General features: G+C 76.0%; 14 protein-coding genes. 1 reads left to right on the forward strand and 13 read right to left on the reverse strand.

Features of this window, described 5'->3' with window-relative positions; translation table 11 throughout:
- The first annotated feature begins 41 nt into the window (after positions 1 to 41).
- Positions 42 to 1,067 (forward strand): MBL fold metallo-hydrolase, encoded by a 1,026-nt coding sequence (locus tag AC230_RS06855; protein ID WP_049715151.1) that lies wholly within the window; start codon positions 42 to 44, stop codon positions 1,065 to 1,067.
- Positions 1,068 to 1,154: 87 nt separating this feature from the next.
- Here the strand turns inward: AC230_RS06855 and AC230_RS06860 are convergent, their stop codons facing one another.
- From AC230_RS06860 to AC230_RS06920, 13 genes are read right to left on the reverse strand one after another with little or no spacing between them, the layout of a single operon-like run.
- Positions 1,155 to 1,412 carry an acyl carrier protein gene (locus AC230_RS06860; protein ID WP_107082079.1) on the reverse strand — a complete coding sequence of 86 codons (258 nt, stop codon included), beginning with the start codon at positions 1,410 to 1,412 and terminating at the stop codon, positions 1,155 to 1,157.
- Positions 1,413 to 1,420: 8 nt separating this feature from the next.
- Entirely contained in the window at positions 1,421 to 2,377 is a 957-nt protein-coding gene (locus AC230_RS06865; RefSeq protein ID WP_053161059.1) for a beta-ketoacyl synthase N-terminal-like domain-containing protein, read from the reverse strand.
- Positions 2,374 to 3,525, reverse strand: a complete 1,152-nt coding sequence (locus tag AC230_RS06870; protein WP_049715152.1) for a beta-ketoacyl-[acyl-carrier-protein] synthase family protein — start codon at positions 3,523 to 3,525, stop codon at positions 2,374 to 2,376. Before AC230_RS06870 ends, AC230_RS06865 begins: the two co-directional genes overlap by 4 nt.
- Positions 3,522 to 4,379, reverse strand: a complete 858-nt coding sequence (locus AC230_RS32425) for a beta-ketoacyl synthase N-terminal-like domain-containing protein (RefSeq protein ID WP_053161060.1) — start codon at positions 4,377 to 4,379, stop codon at positions 3,522 to 3,524. Before AC230_RS32425 ends, AC230_RS06870 begins: the two co-directional genes overlap by 4 nt.
- Entirely contained in the window at positions 4,376 to 5,461 is a 1,086-nt protein-coding gene (locus tag AC230_RS06880) for a beta-ketoacyl synthase N-terminal-like domain-containing protein (protein WP_049715153.1), read from the reverse strand. Before AC230_RS06880 ends, AC230_RS32425 begins: the two co-directional genes overlap by 4 nt.
- 7 nt (positions 5,462 to 5,468) lie before the next feature.
- On the reverse strand, positions 5,469 to 8,003 hold the full coding sequence (locus AC230_RS06885) for a type I polyketide synthase (protein ID WP_049715154.1): 2,535 nt from the start codon (positions 8,001 to 8,003) through the stop codon (positions 5,469 to 5,471).
- Positions 8,000 to 9,151: an adenine nucleotide alpha hydrolase family protein gene (locus tag AC230_RS06890; protein WP_049715155.1), complete on the reverse strand. Its 1,152-nt coding sequence runs from the start codon at positions 9,149 to 9,151 to the stop codon at positions 8,000 to 8,002. Before AC230_RS06890 ends, AC230_RS06885 begins: the two co-directional genes overlap by 4 nt.
- A 14-nt stretch (positions 9,152 to 9,165) precedes the next feature.
- Positions 9,166 to 12,531 carry an amino acid adenylation domain-containing protein gene (locus tag AC230_RS34250; protein WP_049715156.1) on the reverse strand — a complete coding sequence of 1,122 codons (3,366 nt, stop codon included), beginning with the start codon at positions 12,529 to 12,531 and terminating at the stop codon, positions 9,166 to 9,168.
- Complete coding sequence (locus AC230_RS06900) at positions 12,528 to 14,096, reverse strand: succinic semialdehyde dehydrogenase (RefSeq protein ID WP_049715157.1); 1,569 nt, start codon at positions 14,094 to 14,096, stop codon at positions 12,528 to 12,530. The genes AC230_RS34250 and AC230_RS06900 overlap by 4 nt, the downstream gene beginning before the upstream one ends.
- Before the next feature lie 2 nt (positions 14,097 to 14,098).
- On the reverse strand, positions 14,099 to 15,799 hold the full coding sequence (locus AC230_RS06905; RefSeq protein WP_157868525.1) for an AMP-dependent synthetase/ligase: 1,701 nt from the start codon (positions 15,797 to 15,799) through the stop codon (positions 14,099 to 14,101).
- The gene (locus AC230_RS06910; RefSeq protein WP_049715159.1) at positions 15,796 to 16,728 is read right to left on the reverse strand and encodes an SDR family NAD(P)-dependent oxidoreductase; all 933 of its coding nucleotides are present in this window, start codon (positions 16,726 to 16,728) and stop codon (positions 15,796 to 15,798) included. Before AC230_RS06910 ends, AC230_RS06905 begins: the two co-directional genes overlap by 4 nt.
- A 53-nt stretch (positions 16,729 to 16,781) precedes the next feature.
- Positions 16,782 to 18,362, reverse strand: a complete 1,581-nt coding sequence (locus tag AC230_RS06915) for an aldehyde dehydrogenase family protein (protein WP_078871038.1) — start codon at positions 18,360 to 18,362, stop codon at positions 16,782 to 16,784.
- An 8-nt stretch (positions 18,363 to 18,370) separates the two neighbouring features.
- Positions 18,371 to 19,735: a TrpB-like pyridoxal phosphate-dependent enzyme gene (locus tag AC230_RS06920; protein ID WP_107082080.1), complete on the reverse strand. Its 1,365-nt coding sequence runs from the start codon at positions 19,733 to 19,735 to the stop codon at positions 18,371 to 18,373.
- Positions 19,736 to 19,740: the final 5 nt, after the last annotated feature.

The raw sequence follows: 19,740 nt of genomic DNA on the forward strand, positions 1-19,740 counted from the left end.
GATGTGGAACGAACGCCGCGGGTGCGGCGGACGAGCCGGCCGTGGGGAGACGCCGCCTGCTGCGCGGGGCCGTCGCGGGCGCCGCCCTGGGGGTCGGCCTGGGCGCGGCCGGGACGCCGGCCCAGGCGCAGGAACGGGCGGCGGACCGCCGGCGGCGGCGCTCGGCGCACGGCGCGCAGCTCCGCTGGCTGGGAGTGGCGGGCTGGGAACTCTCCTTCTCCGGCCACAGCATCCTCGTCGACCCCTACCTGTCCCGGCAGGAGTACACCGGGCCGGGCGGCAGCACCATCGATCCGGACACGCTGCTGGCGCCGGACACCGGGACCGTGGAGACGGTGGCCCGCGACCACTTGACCGGCGCCCCCGACCTCGTCCTGGTGACCCATGGGCACTGGGACCACCTCCTGGACGTGCCCCAGCTCCTCGACCGCCCGGCCTGGCGGGACGCCACGATCCGCACACTCTGCGGCGAGACCCCTCTCCATCTGCTGCGCGCCCTGGGCGTCGGACGGCGGCGTCTGGACCGGTGCATCACCGTGACCGGCGGCGAGTACCTGCGCTTCCCCGAGGGCCCGACGAGCCGGCCACCCGCCTGGACCGTGCAGGTCTTCCGCAGCCTCCACAGTCGGCTGCCCGGCTACGGCTTCGTCGCCCCCGGCCATCTGGTGACCACACCGGAAAGGCCCCGCACCATCAAGGATCTGGTCGAGGGCGGCTCGCTCGCCTACCAGGTCACCGTGGGGGCCGACGGGCTGCGGGTGATGTTCCTCAGCGGCACCGCCGACTTCGCCGAGCGCGAGGTCGCCGGCGAGCGGCCCGATGTCCTGGTGCTCGGCTGCAGCGGCAACGCGGGGGTGCACCGCCATGCCGAGCGCGTCATGGCGGCGCTGGGCAACCCGCCCCTGGTGGTGCCCAGTCACCACGACACCATGCTGGGGAAGCTGACCTCGGCGGACATCGGCTCGACCGTCGACACAGCGGCGGTGCGACGGCTCCGGGAGATCGTGGAACCGCTCGGCGGCACGGTGCTCGAGCCGCGCCATCTGGTCCCGCTGACGCTCCCCTAGGCTTCCGTCGGAGCTTGCGGGGACGGCCTGGCGCGGAGGGGCCGGAGCCGGGGCCGCGGCGGCCCGGTCACGGCTCCGGCCCTCCGTTCAGGCGGCCGCGACCTTGCGCGTCACCAGGTCGTACGTGGCCCGCAGGGTCGTCGCCTCGCCCAGGTCGGCCTCCGTCAGGTGGACGCCGTACTGCTCCTCCAGGGCGATCTGCATCTCCAGGGCGAGGAGGGAGTCGACGCCCAGGTCCTGGACGAAGCGGGCGTCGTCCGTGACCTCCTCGGTGTCGAGTTCGAGGACCTCGGCGATGGTGGTGCGCAGGTCCTCGAGGTCGATGGCGGTGCTGTCGGTGTTCACGGTGACTCCTAGGTCCGGTCGGGCAGGTGACGGGGACGGGCCAGTGTCAGGGCGCAGGCGCCGTCGGGGCTGGTGGTGGCGAGGAGGCGCGGGGGGCCGGGGCGGCCGAGGGTGCGGGCGAGGTGGAGCATGGGCAGGAGCGTGCCGGCCGCGGGCGGGACGGTGTCGGCGGGGACGCCGAAGCGGCGGAGGGCGTCGGCGAGCACGGCGCCCAGGGGGGACGCGTCGGTCGCGTCGGTCACCAGCAGGGCGGAGTCCGGGGCGGGCGCGTCCTTGAGGAGCCGGATGAGGATCTCGTCGAGCTGCGGTTCGGCGGCGGGGAGGGAGAAGACGGCCGTGCGGCACGTGCCGTAGGGGGCCGCGGCGGCCCGGCCGCGCGGTTCGAGGACGAGGACCACCGCTCCGGCCTCGGAGGCGGCGTGGGCGGGGTGGTGGTCGGGGAGGGCCGCCTCCGTCGAGCCGGCCAGCAGCACGGTGGAGCGCCCGGCCGCGACCGCGCGGGCGCCGGCGAGCAGCGCCTCCAGGCCCGCCGTGCGCGGGGAGGTGAGGGTGAGGTTCCAGCCCTTGACGCCGTGGTCCATGGCGACGCGGCCGGCGAGGGTGTTGATGGAGAAGTACGGGGCCGTCGCCGGGCTGAGCCGTTCGGCGCCCGGACCGGTCACGGTCGCGTCCATCCCGTCGATGAGGGCGGCGATGCCGCTGTTGGTGCCGACGGCCATGCCGCGTTCCGCCTCCGGCACGGCGGCCGGGGAGCCGCCCGCGTCGGCGACGGCCCGGCGCGTGGCGGCGAGGAGGTAACGGCACGACGGCGGAACGTACTTGTAGCCGCGCGGGCCGAGTTCCGCCGCGACGTCGAACCACGCGTCGTCCGCCGGGACGGCCCCCTCCAGGTCGAGGGCGGCCGGGTCGCAGCCGCGCGGCGAGACGACGCCGATGCCCGTCACCACCAGCTCGTTGGCGCTCACGCCGTCCTCCCTTCCAGGACCAGCGACACGTTGTTCCCCCCGAACGCGAAGGCGTTCACCATGACATGACGGCCCGTCAGCGGCACGGTGCCGCCCTGGGGCAGGTGCACCGGGCACTCGGGGTCCTGGTCCGCGCCGAGCGGTACGTTGGGCGGCACGGTGCGGCGGTCGAGGACCAGGGCCGCCGCGACGGCGCCGAGGGCCCCGGCGGCGCCCGCCGTGTGGCCGATCAGCGCCTTGAGGCTGTACAGCGGCAGCCGGCCGAGCCGTTCGCCGAAGACCGCGCCGAGCGCCTCGCTCTCGACGACGTCGTTGAGCCGCGTGCCCGTGCCGTGCGGCACGACGCACCCGACCGCGTCCGCGCCCACCCCCGCGTCGGCGAGCGCCTGCGTCATGGCCCGCCGGATCTGGGCGCCCTCCGGGTCGGGCGCGGTCAGGTGGTGGGCGTCGCAGCTCCAGCCGGAACCGGCCAGTTCGGCGTAGTGCCGCCGCACCCCGCGCCGCCGCGCGTGCCCGGCCGACTCCAGGACGAGGACGGCGGCGCCCTCGCCGAAGACGGTGCCCGCGCGGTCGCGGTGGAACGGGCGGCAGGCGTACGGGTCCACGGCCCGCATGCGGTTGAAGCAGCCCAGCGCGACCCTGCTGTACGCCTCCGCTCCCCCGGCGACGACGACGTCCGCCTCCCCCGCGCGGATCATGTCCAGCGCCATCGCGAGGCCGAAGCCGCCCGCCGAGCAGGCGTTGCTCACACAGGTCGCGCCCCCGCCCGCGCCCAGGGCGGCGGCGACCGCGGAGGCGACCGTGAAGGCCGGCGCCTCGGTGCGGTCCGGGTCCAACGGCCGTTCCCACAGGTCGGCGTCGCCCCCGCCGGTGCCCATCACCACGGCGCCGCGCGCCAGGTGCGCGCCGTCGAGCCCCGCGTCGGCGACCGCCTCGCGCGCCGCCATGAGGGCCAGCCGCGTGGTCCGGCCCCCGGGGCCCTCCTCGGCGGGCGCCCGGTGGATCAGCGGGAGCGCCATCCGGGCGCCGGGGTCGGCGGCCCGCCGGGGCGGATCCCCGGGCGCCGCGCACAGCCCCCGCCACATGGCCTCCACTCCCGCGCCGAGGCCGGAGACGGCCCCCGCACCGGTGATCAGGACCCGTGTCATCCCTCTCCCTTCGACAGGCCGTCGTGGTGTGCGGCGGCGAGCAGGACGGCCGCGGCGGCGTCGTCCGCGCCGCCCCCGCCGGCCACGACGAGCACGGAGGGCGGCGCGCCGCCCTCCGCCCCCGGGGCGAACCGGGCGGTGGCGGCGACGCATTGGAAGACGCCGTGCGCGCCGGAGGGGCCGTCGCGCCCGTCCGCCGGCAGGTGTTCCGGCGCCCCTCCGGTGCGGACTCCCGCTGTTCCCGCGGGAGTCGGGCGTCCCGCGGCCGCGACCGCCGCCGCCCTGTCCCGGCGCCGGGCGTGGCCGAGGACCACCGCCCGTACGGGCGCGGCGCGCCGGGCGGCCACGGCGGGGGGTTCCAGCACGAGGGCCGCGGCACCGTCCGTGGTGCCGGCGGCCGCGTCGGCCGGTTCGACGCCCACCACCAGCATGTGCCGCGCACGGCCCGCCTCCAGGGCCAGGACGGCCCAGCCGACCGCGTCGAGGCCGGACGTCGCGCCGTTGCAGAGCATGAGGTTGATGCCGTGGAGGCCGTAGCGGATGGCGACGCCGGAGGCGGGCGCGTTGCTGCACGCGTTCGGCAGGTCCACGGCGCGCAGGGCGGCGGGCCCCTCCCGGTCGAGGGTCCGGGCCACCCGGCGGACGGTTTCCAGTGTGGCGAGGTTGGAGCTGACGACCACCCCGGTGTCCGTCCCCGGGACGGTGAGGGCGCCGTCGCGCAGCAGTCCGGCGTCGGCCAGCGCGCGGCCGGCGACCGTGACGGCGAGCCGCGTCGCGCGGTCCTTGAAGCGCAACTCACGGTCGTGGCCGATGCCTTGGGCGCCGGCCGTGGCGGTGCCGGTGACGGCCGTCACGCCGCCCTCCCGAGGACCGCGACGGCGTTGACCCCGCCGAAGCCGAAGGAGTTCACCTGGGCGTACGCGGCCGACACCGGCTCGCCCGTGCTGAACCGCAGTCCCTCGGCCGCGGCGATGGGCTTGTCCAGCCCGGTGACGGGCGGCACCCGCCCCTCGCGCAGACTCGCCACCGCCAGAACGGTGTTGAGCAGCCCCGAGCAGCCGGAGGTGTGCCCGGTCATGCCCTCCACGGCGGCGATCAGCGGCCCGCCGGGGCCGGTGCCGAAGACGCGGCCCAGCGCCTCCGCCTCGGCGCGGTCGTTGTGCGGGGAGCCGGTGCCCTGGGCGTGGACGAGGCCGATGTCGGCGGGCGTGACGCCGGCGCGTTCGTGGGCCCGGCGCTGGGCGGCGACGAGCCCGTCGGCGGACGGCGCCGTGACGTGGCCCGCGTCGCAGTGCAGGCCCACGGAGCGCAGCACGGCCCGCGCCGGGCCGGTGCCGGGGCGGCGCAGGACGACGGCGGCGGCGCCGTCGCCGAGGAGCTGCCCGCCGCTGTCGCGGTCGAAGGGGCGGACCTCGCGCGGGGCGCCGGGCTGGGCGCGGTCGAGCAGGGCGTACATGCTGGCGGTGAGGGTGTCGGCGCCGGCGACGACGACGGTGTCGGCGCGCCCGGCGGCGAGCAGGTCGGCGCCGAGGGCGAGGGCGTAGAGGGAGGCGGAGCAGGCGCCGCCGAAGGTGTGGGTGTCGCAGGCGCCGAAGCGTTCGCGCAGGGCGGGGCCGAAGTGCGGCTCGTACGGCCGGTCCCGCTCGGCCGCGCGCAGGTCGCGCAGCCCGCTGCCGACGAGGACGGGGACCTCCGAGAGGTCCTCCGGCAGCCCGGCCGCGGCGAGGGCCTCGGCGACGGCCCGGCAGAGCCAGGCCGCCGGCCGCTGCGGCGGGTCGGTGATCTCGTAGGCGTGCCGGGTGCGCAGCCGGGCGGTGTCGAAGGCCCGTACCGGGAGCGGTGCCCCGCGCCCGGCGCACAGGGCGGCGAAGACCTCGGTGGTGCCGGCGCCGACGGCGGTGACGGCGCCGGTGCCGGTGATCGGCCAGCCGGTCACGGTGCGTTCATCCCTTCCGCCAGTCCGCGGCCACCCGGTCGGCGAGTCCGCGGAGGGTGGGCGGGTCGTCGAAGGAGGTGGTGAGGTTCCGGCCGAGGGCCGTGCCGAGGGTGGCGACGATGTCGATGAGAACGAGGGAGTCGGCGCCGAGGTGGAAGAGGTCCTCGTCGGCGCCGGGCAGCCTGCCGTCCTCGGGTTCGAGGAGGCGGGCGGCCTGGTGCCGCAGGAACTCCTGGAGGACTGCGCTGCGCCGGGCGGGGCCGGCCTGCTCGACGCGGCGGGCCAGGTCGTCGGGGGCGGCGGTGCCGGTGCGCCGGGAGGGCGGGTCGACCCAGTGGCGCCGCCGCTCGTAGGGGTAGGTGGGCAGGGGGACGCGGCGCCGCCGTCCGGGTCCGTACCAGCGGTCCCAGCGGACGTCGGCGCCGTGGGTCCAGGCGCGGGCGAGGGCGTCCAGCAGGACCTCGGTGGCGCCGCGGCCGTCGAGACCGAGGACGAGGGGGACGAGGCCCTGTTCCTTCGACAGGGCCTCGGCGCGGGCGCGTTCGGCCTCCTCCGGGCCGGGCCGCGTCCAGGTGCGCGGGTCGGCGGCCTCGTCGGGCCGCAGCCAGCGCGTCCCCGGGCTCACGGGGATCTCCGGCACGGCACACGCCGGGACGGCGGGGCGGCCGGCGCTCAGGGCGAGCGCGTCCCCGGGCCCGAACACACCGGCCAGGCAGGCGGCGACGGTCCGGCCGGTGCCCCAGCCGACGGCCGCGGCGGGCCGTACGCCCCAGGCGCGGCACACCAGCGCCAGGGCGTAGGGGACGACGAAGGCGGCCGGGCCGCCGTCGCCCAGGACGGCGGCGGGGCCGGGGGCGCCGCCGAGCAGCCGCGCGCAGTTGTCGACGGCGTCCCTGAACTCGCCGAGTTCCGCGTAGAGTTCTGCGGCGCCGGACGCCTGGCCCCCGGCGTCGGGCAGGACGAACGCGAAGCCGTCCGGCTGCTGGTCGGCGCGGCCCGTGCGCACCCGGTCCGGGTCGAGGATCGCCAGCGAGAGGGCCGCGTCGTGGGTGTCGGCGCAGACGACGGCCCGGCGGTGGGAATGGTGGTGGCGGCCGGCGGCGAGGGTGTGGGTCACCGCGTCGAGGTCCAGGCCGGGGCGGCGGCGCAGGTGGCGGGCGAGGTCGCCGGTGGCGCGGGCGAGCGCCTCGGGGGTGCGGGCGGAGAGCAGCAGCGGTTCGGCGGGCCGGGGGGCCGGGGCGGCCTCGGGGGCGGGGGGCTCCTCCAGGACGACGTGGGCGTTGGTGCCGCCGACGCCGAAGGAGCTGACGCCGGCCCGCCGGGGTCCGTCCCCGTCCGGCCAGGGCGCGGTCTCGGTGCCGACGCGGAAGGGGCCGGCGGCGAAGTCGATGTCCGGGTTGGGGGTGCGGAAGTGGAGGCTGGGCACGAACGTGCGGTGCCGGAGCATCAGCGCCGTCTTGATGAGGCCGGCCATGCCGGCGGCGGCGTCGAGGTGCCCGATGTTGGTCTTGACCGATCCCAGGAGGACGCGGCCGGGGCCGATCGGGCCGAACGCCCGGTTGAGTGCGGCCACTTCGACGGGGTCGCCGAGGGGTGTGCCGGTGCCGTGGGCCTCGACGTAGCCGATGGTCTCGGGCGGGCAGCCGGCGACGCGCTGGGCCTCGCGGACGGTGGCGGCCTGGCGTTCGACGCCGGGTGCGGTGAACCCGGTCTTGGCGGAGCCGTCGTTGGTGACGGCCGTGCCCTTGACGACGGCGTGGACGGTGTCGCCGTCGGCGAGCGCGTCGTCGAGCCGCTTGAGGACGACGACGCCGACGCCGCTGCCGAGCACGGTGCCGCGGGCGTCCGCGTCGAAGGCCCGGCAGTGCCCGTCCGGCGAGAAGATCATGCCTTCCTGGTGGACGTGGCCCTCGTCGTGCGGCATGCGCAGGTGCGCGGCTCCGGCGAGGGCCGTGCCGCACTCCCCCGCGAGCAGGCTCAGACAGGCCAGGTGGACGGCGACCAGCGAGGTGGAGCAGGCGGTGCCGACGGTGACGCCGGGGCCGCGCAGGTCGAGCTTGTAACAGGTCCGGGTGGCGAGGTAGTTGGTGTCGTTGGCGAGCATGAGCCGGTAGCGGCCGAGCGTGGAGCCGGCGGCGTACCGGTCGGCGAGGTTGCCGGGGAGGTAGGTGTTCATGCCGGCGCCGGCGAAGACGCCGATCTCTCCGGGGTGCCCGGCGGGGTCGTATCCGGCGTCCTCCAGGGCGGCGAGGGCGCACTCCAGGAAGTGCCGCTGCTGGGGGTCGAGGAGTTCGGCCTCGTCGTCGGGGATCCGGAAGTGGGCGGCGTCGAACAGCTCGACGCCGTCGAGGCTCTGGGCGGCCCGGACGAATCCGGGGCGCGCGAGCTCGGCCGGGTCGGCGCCGGCGGCCAGCAGTTCCTCGTCCGTGAGGAGGCGCAGGCTCTCGCGGCCCTCGCGCAGCAGGTCCCAGAACGCCCCGACGTCGGGGGCGCCGGGGAACCGGCAGGCCATTCCGATGATCGCCACGTCGCAGTCCGTCATGTCTCCGCCCCCGTGCTCCGCAGGGTGATGCCGAGGTCCGCGGCGGTGCGGCGCATGGCGAGGAAGCCCTGGGCGACGAAGCGCGCGGCGTCCTCGGAGGCGTCCAGCCGCCGGAAGAGGTCGATGAGTTCGCGTTCCTGGGCGGCGGGGTCGCCGCGGTTGCCCGCGATGTCGAGGACGAGCTTCTTGAGCCGCTCCTCGATCAGCGGCAGGTCGGCCGCGCGCGGGAAGGTGATGCTGAAGGTGGACCGGGTGCGGTTCCCGTCGCGCCGCACGGACCGCCGGTGGCTGGCCGCGTTGAGCTTGTAGAACATGCAGTCCCAGTTGACGAAGGAGTAGTAGTTGAGCAGCGGGAACAGCGTGCAGTGGGTCTCCATCGGGGACGAGGTGTACAGCCCCTTGGCCTTGAGCTCGGCCACGATGCGGTCCGGGTCGTAGGCGTAGCGCATGGCGATGAACGGGAAGACGATGCGGGGCAGTTCGTCCTCGTCGGCGAAGAGGAGCTGTTCGAGTTCGCCGCGGAACAGTTCGTCGGTGAGGTGCCGTCCGAAGGTCCGGTAGAAGCCCCGGATCACCTCGCGCGCGTCCGACTCCATGGTGAGGATCTGCTGCGGGTCGGCGCAGAGCACGATGTAGGGGATGCGGTGGCGGAAGGCGTAGAGGATGGCCCGGATGACGAAGAAGGAGCGGCAGGAGACGCAGGGCAGCTTCTCGTCGAGGTACTTGCCGGGCCTGCCGGGGGTCCGGTTGAAGACCTCCCGCATCATGGCCTTGATGTTGTCGTCGTCGGAGTCGACGACGAAGGTGGCGGGGATGCGTTCCCTGGCGAGCTTGATGTTCTCGGCGGCGTGCGCGCTCTCGAAGGGGACGTCGAAGGTGTAGGAGAGGACGCGTTTGCCGTACTCGCCGGCGAACTTGTCCAGCATGTAGGTGCTGTCCTTGCCGCCGCTGTACATGAACAGGCAGTCGTGCTCGCCGTGCGGGTTGGGGCCGCTGCGGGTGAACTCCTCGAAGACGCGGCTGGTGTAGGCGAAGTTCTCCATCAGCTCGCCGGCGAAGTCCAGGGTGCACAGGCTGCAGACGCCGTCGTCGCCGATGGTGATGCCGGGGTGGTTCTCCTTGAGGGCGCAGACGGTGCAGACGCGCATGGCCGTTCTCCCTTTCAGTCGTGGCGTCGCCGGCGCAGCTCGCCCAGTGCGGGGCGGCCGCGGGTGCGGTGGGCGGCGACGGGTGGCGGGCCCGGTCGGGGGGCGTCGGGCGGGGCGAGGCGGCGGGCGAGGGAGCGGATGGTGGGGTACATGAACATCTCCACGCGGGTCAGGGGCTCGCGGGTGCGGTCGCGCAGGCGGGCCATGACGCGCATCAGCAGCAGGGAGTCGCCGCCGACCTCGAAGAAGTTCTCGTCGACGCCGACGCGGTCCAGGCGCAGCACGTCGCGCCAGACGTCGGCGACGAACCGCTCGGCGCCGTCGGCGGGTCCGTGCGGGGCGGCGGGGCGGGGCGGCGCGGGGTCGGGGAGGGCGGCGCGGTCGGTCTTGCCGTTGGCGGTGAGCGGGATGGTCCCCAGCGTCACGAAGACGGAGGGGACCATGTAGGCGGGCAGGGTGCGGGCCAGGTGGGCGCGCAGGTCGCCGGCGGTGGGCGGGGTGCCGTGCGGGACGACGTAGCCGACGAGGCGTTCGTCGCGGACGGCGACGACGGCGCGGTCGACGGCGGGGTGGGCGCGCAGCGCGGTCTCGACCTCGCCGGTCTCGACGCGGTGGCCGCGGATCTTGACCTGGCCGTCGGCGCGGCCGAGGAACTCCAGCCTGCCGTCGGCCCGTTGGCGTACGAGGTCGCCGGTGCGGTAGACGGTTCCGGGGTCGGCGGGCACCGTGACGAACCGTTCGGCCGTCAGGCCGGGCCTGTCGAGGTAGCCGGCGGCCACGCCGGTGCCGCCGATGTACAGTTCGCCGGGTACGCCGGGCGGCAGCGGGCGCCGTTCGGCGTCCAGGACGTGGAAGCGGGTGTTGGCGATCGGGGGGCCGATCAACGGGCGTTCCCCGGGCCGCACTTCGGTGACGGCGGACCAGATGGTGGTCTCGGTGGGGCCGTAGAGGTTCCACAGCCGGCCGCCGGTGGCGAGCAGGTCCCGGGCGAGGTCGGGGGGCAGCGCCTCGCCGCCGCACAGCATCCGCAGCGGGGCGTCCGGCGGGGCGCCGCGCCAGCCGGCGTCGAGGAGCATGCGCCAGGTGGCGGGGGTGGCCTGGAGGGTGGTGGGGCGGGAGCGTTCGAGGAGGCCGCGCAGGAGGAAGCCGTCGGCGGCGGTCTCCGCCGGCGCGATCTCGACGTGTCCGCCGGTGGCGGGCGGGAGGTAGAGCTCGAGTCCGGCGATGTCGAAGCACAGGGTGGTGACGGCGAGGAGCCGGTCGCCGGGGGTGAAACCGGGGGTGCGGGCCATCGCGCACACGAGGTTGGCGAGGGAGCGGTGGGTGACCCGGACGCCCTTGGGGCGGCCGGTGGAGCCGGAGGTGAAGATGACGTACGCGTCGCTGTCGGGGTCGACGTCGGCGCCGTCCACGGGCGGGGCGGCGGTGTGTCCGTGCCGCGGCACGAGGAGGCCGGCGCCGGTCGCGGGCAGCGCGGCGGCGAGGCGTTCGCCGGTGACGATCAGGGCGGGGGCGGCGTCCTCGACCATGGCGGCGACGCGGGCCGGCGGGTAGCCGGGGTCGAGCGGCACGTAGGCCGCGCCGGACTTCATGACGCCGAGGAGGACGACCAGCAGGTCGGTGGAGCGGTCCAGGTGGACGCCGACCCGGTGACCGGGGCCCGCGCCGCGGGCGCGCAGGAGTCCGGCGAACTCCGAGGAGCGCCGGTCGAGTTCGCCGTAGTCGAGGGTGTGCCCGGCGCAGCTGACGGCGGGGGCCCCGGGGCGCAGGAGGGCCTGGCGGGCCACCATGCGGTGGACCGTGGTGCCGAGGGAGAGCCCGGCGGCGGTGGCGTTCCAGGCGGCCGTGGCGCGCCGGGCCCCGGCGGTGCCGAGGGGGGCGCGGGCCGGGTCGGCGCCGTGGGCGAGGTCGTCCAGCCAGGCGGTGGCGTAGGCGGCGAGCGGTCCGGCGGGGCCGCTCCAGCGGCAGGGGCCGGCGGTCCGGGGGATGCGGACGAACAGGGCGGTGCCGGGCGGCGGTTCGGCGGGCGCGGCGTCGTCGAAGGCGAAGCAGACGGGCAACGTCCGTCGGGCGGCGGCGCGCAGGCGGGGGTGGCGGGCCCACAGGTCGCGGGGGATGGGGCCGCGGGCGGTCGCCTCCCGGGCGACCCGGTCGCGCAGCGGCGTCATGCCGTGTCCGTCGAGGGCGGGGACGCGCAGCGGGATCCAGTCGGTGTGGAGGGTGTCGGCGGCGGGGTGGCCGGTGGCCGGGGCGGGCCGGATGAGGCGGACGTCGGTTCCCGGGGTGACGCCGGTCCGTACGAGGAAGGCGAGGAGGGCCGCGAGCAGCCAGTGGGGGTCTGCGGCGCCGTCGGGGACGGGCACGTCGGCGTCGGTGCGCGGCGCGTCGGCGCGGTGGGGCAGGTCGGCGGGGTCCAGTGCGCCCAGCCGCCGTACCCAGTGGGCCTCGTCGGGCAGGCCGAGGGCCTCGGCGCGGCCGGCCGCGTCGAGCAGGGCGGCGTCGGGGACGGGGAGCTGGTCGCCCGGGCGGACGCCGTGGTGCGGGTCGCGCAGGGTCAGCCGTACGTCGCGTCCGGCCGTGGCGACGACGAGGCCGCGGCCGTCGGCGGCGAGGACCGTGCCCGGTGGCCGTCCCGACCGCCCGGGCAGGACGTGCAGCGCGCGGACGGTGACGGCGCGTTCGCCGATGACGGCCTTGGCGGTGCCGAAGGTGTTGGCGTGCGGGCCGAAGTCGCGGGCGCGGACGGCCGCGTCCAGTTCGGCGTCGGGCCGGTCCCAGCGCAGCAGGCCGCCGCCGGGGGGCCGGTCGTGGCGGCCGTGGTAGGTGCGCAGGGCGAGGTCCTGGGGCCGGCGCCGGGCGCGTCCGGCCGCGAGGTCGTCGGCGAGTCCGGCGAAGGCGTCGAGGCCGGCCTCCAGGCATTTGACGTTGAGCGTGGCGCTGGTCTCCCCCGGTGCCACCGGCACGTCGCGCCGGGCCAGGACGTCGCCGGTGTCGGCCTCCTCGGTCATCACGTGCCAGGTGACGCCGTGGCGGGTCTCGCCCCGGAGGACGGCCCAGGTGGTGGCGTGGACGCCCGCGTACCGGGGCAGCGGGCCGTCGTGGAAGTTGACGGGCAGGCCGCGGGGCAGGCCGAGGATGCGGCGGGGCAGCATGCGCAGGTTGGCGACGCTGAAGAGGTGGTCGAAGGGCTCGGCGGCGAGCCGGTCCTCCAGGTGCGGGCCGAAGGCGAGGGCGGGCAGGCCGGCGCGTTCGGCCCAGTCGCGGACCGCGGGGGCGGCGGTGACCACGCCGAGGACGCGGTGGCCGCGTTCCAGGAGCAGTTCGGCGCAGGAGGCGACCATGGCGTTGCCGCCGACCAGGAAGCAGCTGAAGTGAGTCATCCCAGGCCCAGCCTCGTCATCGTGCGGCGCAGCGTGGTGAGTCGTTCGGTGTGGCGTTCGGGGTCGGCGCCGGGGCGGGGGTCGAGGATGTCGGCCCGGGCGTGGGCGACGACTTGGAGGTCGGTGTACTGCAACAGCCCTTCGGGGCCGTGCCGGTGGCCGGTTCCGGAGTGGCCGCGGCCGCCCATGGGGGCGGCGTAGGAGACGTAGGCGGTGCGGAAGCCCTCGTTGATGTTGACGGAGCCGGTGGACAGGCGGGCGGCGAACGCGGCGGCGCGGGCCGGACTGCGGCTCCAGACACTGGCGTTGAGGCCGTAGGGGCCGTCGTTGGCGAGGGCGACGGCCTCCTCCTCGTCGCGGAAGGGGCGGACGGAGACGACGGGGCCGAAGGTCTCCTCGCGGTGCACGGCCATGCCGGGGGCGACCTCGGCGAGGACGGTGGGCTCGTGGAAGAGGGGGCCGACGTCGGGGCGCGGCCGTCCGCCGTGGAGCAGGCGGGCGCCCTTGTCGAGGGCGTCGCCGATGTGGAAGGCGACGCGGTCGAGCTGGCGGCGGGAGGTGAGGGAGCCCATGTCGGCGCCGAAGTCGAAGGCGGCGGAGAGGCGCAGGGCGGCGACGTGTTCCAGGAAGCGGCCGAGGAACCGGTCGTGGAGGGAGGCGTGGACGAGGATCCGTTCGGTGGACATGCACAGTTGTCCGGCGCTGGTGAAGCAGGCCCGGACGGCGCCGGCGGCGGCGCGTTCGACGTCGGCGTCGGGGAGGACCACGAGGGGGTTCTTGCCGCCAAGTTCGAGCATGCAGCCGATGAGGCGGTCGGCGGCCATGCGGCCGAGGATCCGGCCGGCGGCGGTGGAGCCGGTGAAGGCGAGGTGGTCGGCGTCGGCGAGCAGCGCCGGTCCCACGTCGGCGGGTTCGCCGACGACGATCTGCCACAGCTCGCGCGGGAGTCCCGCCTCGGCGCACAGCTCGCGGACCCACAGGGTGGTGCAGGCGGTCTGGGTGTCGGGCTTGTGGACGACGGCGTTGCCGGCGAGGAGGGCGGGGACGACGTCGGTGACGGCGAGGCTGAGCGGGTAGTTCCAGGGGGTGATGACGGCGACGACGCCCTTGGGGTGGCGCAGTTCGCGGACGGCCGTCAGCAGGGGCAGCGCGCCGGGGCGGCGGCGCGGGGCGAGGAGTCCGGCGGCGCGGCGCGCGTAGTGGCGGCAGACCCCGGCGGCGTCGGCGACCTCCTCGAAGGCGTGGGCGCGGGCCTTGCCGGTCTCCCACTGGAGCAGGTCGAGGGCCTCGCGCCGCCGGGCCAGGAGCAGGTCGTGGACGCGGCCCAGGACGCGGGCGCGGTCGCGGACGTCGCGGGCGGCCCAGTCGCGCTGGGCGGCGCGGGCGCGTTCGTGGGCGCGGGTGACGTCGTCGGCGGTGGCGCCGGGCAGGCGGGCGACGACGTCGAGGGTGAACGGCGCCCGGGGGGTGAACTCCTCGCCGCGCGAGGTCAGGTGGGCGGCGAGCCGGGCGGTCGTGGCGGCGACCGGCGGGGCGGGGCGCGGGGTGTTCGTCAGGGGCCGCATGGTCAGTCCTCGAGGGGGGTCAGGCCGCCGCCGGCGTAGAGGGTGTCGATGAGGTCCCGGTAGTGCCGGCCGATGGTGCGGCGGCGCACTTTGAGGGTGGGGGTGACCAGTCCGCTGCGGGGCGTCCAGGCGTCGTCGACGAGGGCGAAGCGGCGGACGCGTTCGGGCCGGGACAGGTGCCGGTTGCCGCGGGCGACGGCGCGGCGGATCCGGTCGCGGTCGGGGGCGGGCCCGCCGTCGCAGAGGGTGATGAGGGCGACGTTGTAGGGGCGCCCGTCGCCGATGACGCAGACCTGGTCGATGAGGGGGTCGCCGTCGCCGATGCGGGCCTCGATGCGGGCGGGCGCCATGTTCTTGCCGTAGGCGTTGACGATGAGCTCCTTCTTGCGGCCGGTGATGCGCAGCGCGCCGTCGGCGTCCAGCTCGCCGAGGTCGCCGGTGTGGACCCAGCCGTCGGCGTCGAGGACCTCGGCGGTGTCGCGGGGCCGGCCGCGGTAGCCGCGCAGGGCGCCCGGGCCGCGGACGAGCACTTCGCCGTCGGGGGCGGTGCGCACCTCGACGCCGGGCAGGGGCGGCCCGATCCAGCCGGGGCGGTGGCGGCCGGGGACGGTGACGCAGGCCGCGGCGCACAGTTCGGTCATGCCCCAGATCTCGCCGGCGGGCAGGCCGAGGGCGTGCAGGAAGGCCATGGTGGCGGGGGTGACGGGGGCGGCGCCGACGTGGACGTGGCGGGCCTCGTCGAGTCCGAGCACGGCGCGGACGGGGGCGAGGAAGGCGGGGGCGAGCCGTTCGTACGCGGCCCTCGCCGCCGGGTCGCCGCCCTCGGCCAGGGTCTCGCCGAGCTCCAGGGCGCGCAGGGCGCCGGTGCGGAACTCCTCGGGAGCGGCGGCGAGTTCGGCGAGGAGGCGGGTGCGGAGCTTGTCCCACACGCGGGGGACGGAGAACAGCCAGTGCGGGCGGACGGCGGGCAGGACGGAGAAGAGCCGTTCGGGGCCGGGGCAGCAGGTGACGTCGGCGCCGAGGACCATGGGCAGGTAGTGGGAGCAGCAGCGTTCGGCGATGTGGGCCATGGGCAGGTAGGACACCAGGCGGCTGCCGGCCGGCAGGGGGACGCGTTCGAGGAAGGCGCGTCCGGTGGCGCGGACGGCGGCGTGGGTGAGCTCGACTCCCTTGGGCGGCCCGGTGGTTCCGGAGGTGTAGACGAGGGTGAGGACGTCGTGGGGGCGGGGCCGGTGGCCGTGCGGGAGGGGGGCGCCGGTGCCGGTGAGCGGGGCGAGGCCGTCGTCGCCGAGGACGACGGTGTGCCGCAGTCCGGGGCAGTGGCGGCCCAGGTCCTCGGCGCGGTCCGGGTCGTCGGTCACGAGGACGCTCATGCGGGAGTCGTCGACGAGGTGGCGCAGTTCGTCCCGCGGGGCGGTGGGGTAGAGGGAGCAGGTGGTGACGCCGAGGGTCATGGCGGCGGCGTCGGCGATGTGGAACTCGGGCCGGTTGGCGAGCAGCAGGCCGAGGGTGTCGCCGGGGCGCAGGCCGAGGCGGGCCAGTCCGGCGGCGCAGCGCCGGGCGTCCTCGCGGTAGGCGTGCCACGTCCAGGTGCAGCCGTCCGCCGCGCGCAAGGCGGGGCGTCCGGCGAAGGCGTCGGCGGTGACGTCGAAGGCGTGCGCCACCGTGGGCGCTTCCAGGGCCTGTCGGAGTGCGGGGTTCACCGGGCGCCTCGCAGGGCGCCGGCGGATTCGGGCAGGAGGCGGTATTCGAGGGCGGCGAGCGCGAGGCGGACGCGGGGCGCGGCGACGCCGAGGAGTTCGCCGAGGGTGCCGAGCGGGGTGGAGACCCGGGGGCTGCCGGTGACCAGCGCGGCGCAGATCATGCGGGCGGCCTGGCGGGGTTCGAGGGCGGGCAGCCGGGCGAAGGCGGTGGTGGGCGCGCTCATGGGGGTGCGGACGAGGGGCAGGTGGACGGTGCTGACGCGGACGCCGTCGCGGCGCAGTTCGGGGGCGAGGGACTGGCCGAAGGCCTCCAGGGCGGCCTTGGAGGGGTTGTAGGCGGTGAAGCGGCCCATGCCGAGCTGGAGTCCGATGGTGGCGACGTTGACGATGTGGCCGTGGCCGCGTTCGCGCATGCCGGGCAGCAGCCGCAGGGTGAGGTCGACGGCGCCGAAGTAGTTGACGGCCATGGTGCGCCGGTAGTCGTGGGGGCGCTCGACGGCGTGGGCGGCGCCGCGGCGGATGGAGCGTCCGGCGTTGTTGACGAGGATGTCGGCGCCGCCGCACTCGGCGGTGAGCCGTTCGGTGAAGCGAGCGATGTCGGCGGGGACGGTGAGGTCGGCCGCGTGGACGCGGACGGTGCCGGCGACGGGGGCGGCGAGGCGGGCGGTCTCGGCCAGGGCCCGCCGGTCGCGGCCGAGCAGGACGAGGTCGGCGCCGGCCTGCCCGAGGAGGACGGCGAGCTGCCGGCCGATGGCGCCGGAGGCGCCGGTGATCACCGCCCGGCGGCCGCCGGCCCGTTCGGCCAGCCGGGCGGCGAGGCGGTCGTGCCGGGCGGGCCGGCGCCGGCGGGGGCGGGGCCGCGGGGGTGCGGCGGCCGCCGGCCGCGCGGGGGCCGGGGCGGGCCGCTCCTGGTCGCACGGGGTGCGCATGGTGTCGTTCCTCCGGTTCCTTCGGCCGGGAGCGGCCCGGGGTCGCGCGGGGGTCACACGGGGCGGGGCCGGGATCCGTCGGTGACGACGGAGACGCCCTGCAGGTGCGAGGTGCGCAGGATCGGGTAGTTGAGCTCGCCGAACGGTCCGCCGGTGCGGCCGGTGCCGCCGTGCGTGCCGAGGTAGGGGACGAAGCCGATGTGGGAGTCGTTGACCTTGACGAGGCCGCCGGTGGTGACCTGCCGGGTGAAGGCGGCCACGACCTTCTCGTCGCCGGACCACAGGGAGTTGCGCAACCCGTACTCGTTGTCGTTGACGAACTCGACGACGGCCTCGAGGAGTTCGCGGGTGTCGTCGCGTTCGTCGGGGACGACGACGGGCAGCAGCGGGAAGAAGGTCTCCTCGCGGACGGCCCGGACGCGGCGGGCGTCGCGCAGTCCGTCGACGCGGACGACGGTCGGTTCGAGGAACGTCCCGGTGAGCGACGGTTCGCCGGCGACGTCCACGCGGCGTCCGCCGCACAGGACGGTGCAGCCGTGCCGTTCGGCGTCGGCGAGCACCTCGTGGAAGCCGCCGATCTTCAGCACGGGGCTGAGGAGGACGTCGGGGTCGTCGGGGTAGCCGGGGCGCAGGGCGCGGCAGCGGGCGGTGAGCTTCTCCAGCAGGGCGTCGGCGACGTCGGGGTGGACGACGGCGCACTTGGGCACCATGCAGATCTGCCCGGAGCCGTAGAAGCACTCGGTGAGGGCGTCGACGGCGCCGTCGAGGTCGGCGTCGTTCCACACCACCAGGCAGTCGTTGCCGGAGAGTTCGAGGACGGGCTTCTTGCCGTGGGCGACGCACTCGTTGCCGTACTCCAGGCCGGTGTCGCTGTCGCCGAAGAACATGATGTCGTCGACGTGCGGGCTGTTCAGCCACTGGCGGAGCATGGGGCGGGTGGCGCCGGAGACGAGGTTGACGGTGCCGGGCGGGGCGCCGAGTTCGTCGAGGATCGGCGCGACGAGTTCGCGGTAGAGGAAGGCGACGCCGAGGGGTGCGGTGCGCGGGGCCTTGACGACGAGGGTGTTGCCGGCGCCGAGGGTGGCGGTGCCCAGGAAGGAGTTGGAGGCGGCCGCGTTCTGGGGCGGGTTGAGGCAGACGACGCCGTCGGGCTTGCGCAGCAGGGTGATGGAGCGGCCGGGGCTCTCGAAGCGCTGCTCGAGCTGGCTGCGGTAGAAGGAGACGGTCTCCGGGCTGCTGCCCATGAGCATGCCGGCGATCTCCCACTCGGCCAGGCGGCGCGGGTGGCCCTCGGAGACGAGGATGTCGAGGAGTTCGCCGCGCCGGGCCCGGAGGGCGGCGTGCAGCCGGGGGCCGAGCTCCATGCGGGTGTCGAGGTCGGTGCGGGCCCATTCGCGGCGGGCCTCGTGGGCGGCGCGCAGGGCGTCGGCGACGTCGTCCGGCGAACTGAGCGCGACCCGGCCGGTGATGCCGGCGGTGTCGCCCTCGGCGGCCCGGCCGTCGCCGCGTTCCAGGCGCCGCTTGCGGCCGAAGGCACCGCGCGGGTCGGCGAGGAACGCGCCGGCGTCCAGGCAGTAGGTCCAGCCGGTGCCGGGCCGGTCCTCGCCGCCGATGAACTGCGGGTAGGAGTACATGGCGGCCCTCACCTTCCGGCCGGGGCGGCGAGGGCGGGGTCGCCGGCGGCGAGCGCGGCCTCGTAGGGCTCGGTGTCGGCCATCTCCCCGGCGGTGTAGGAGCCGTAGGCGCCGAGGTCGAGCAGGCCGTGGCCGCTGTAGCAGAAGACGATGACGGCGCGGCGGCGCTGTTCGCGGCACTCGACGGCGAGGTCCATGGCAGCGCGGATGGCGTGGGCGCTCTCGGGCGCGGGCAGCAGGCCGTGCAGGCGGGCGAAGAGGGTGCCGGCCTCGAAGACGGCCTTCTGGGCGTAGGCGCGGGAGTCGATGATGCCCTCGTGGCGGGCGAGGCCGACGAGGGGGGCGGCGCCGTGGTAGCGCAGGCCGCCGGAGTGGATGGGCGGCGGGACGAAGCCGTGGCCGAGGGTGTAGGTGCGGGCCATCGGGCCCAGGCCGCTGGCGTCGGCGAAGTCGTAGCGGTAGGTGCCGCTGGTCAGGGTGGGGCAGGCGGCGGGTTCGGCGGCGAGGATGGTGAGGTCCCGGCCGTCCAGCTTGTCGCCGACGAACGGGAAGGCGAACCCTCCCATGTTGCTGCCGCAGCCGACGGAGGCGACGAGGAAGTCGGGCTGCTTGCCGAGCTCTTCGAGCTGTTCGCGGGTCTCCAGGCCGACGACGGTCTGGTGCAGCAGGACGTGCCCGGCGAAGGCGCCCATGGAGAAGCGGTCGCCGTCGTTGAGCCGTACGGTCTCCAGCGCCTCGCTGACGGCGGTGGCCTCCGAACCCGGGTGGTCGGGCGCCTCCTTGAGGAGGGTGCGGCCGAACTCGGTGTGCGGGCCGGGGCTGGGCAGGACCTCCTGGCCGAAGGTCTCCATGAAGTGCCGCCGGTAGGGCTTGGTCTCGTAGCTGGCGCGCACCATGTAGACGAGCGCCTTGATGCCGAACAGGCTGCACGCCATGGACAGGGCGCTGCCCCACTGTCCGGCACCGGTGTCGGTGACGAGCCGCTCGTGCCCCTCCAGCTTGGCGTAGTAGGCCTGGGCGAGCGCGGAGTTGAGCTTGTGGGAGCCGGAGGGGCTGGCCCCCTCGTACTTGAAGTAGATCTCCGCGGGGGTGTCGAGGTGGCGTTCGAGGGCGAGGGCCCGGTAGAGCGGGGTGGGCCGCCACAGGCGGTAGGCCGCGCGGACCTCCTCGGGGATGGCGATCCACCGCTCGGGGGAGGTCTCCTGGGCGACCAGGGCCTTGGGCAGCAGCCGCTCCATGTACTCGGTCCCGACGGGTTCCCGGGTCCTCGGGTCGAGGAAGTCGTCGGGGGCGCGGGGCAGGTCGGGCAGCACGTTGTACCAGCGCTTGGGGATGCGTGCGGCCGGAAGGTCGTGGCGCTCCAGGGAGTTCACCGTGC

Origin of the sequence: Streptomyces caatingaensis, from assembly GCF_001187435.1 — a bacterium.
Lineage (GTDB): Bacteria > Actinomycetota > Actinomycetes > Streptomycetales > Streptomycetaceae > Streptomyces > Streptomyces caatingaensis.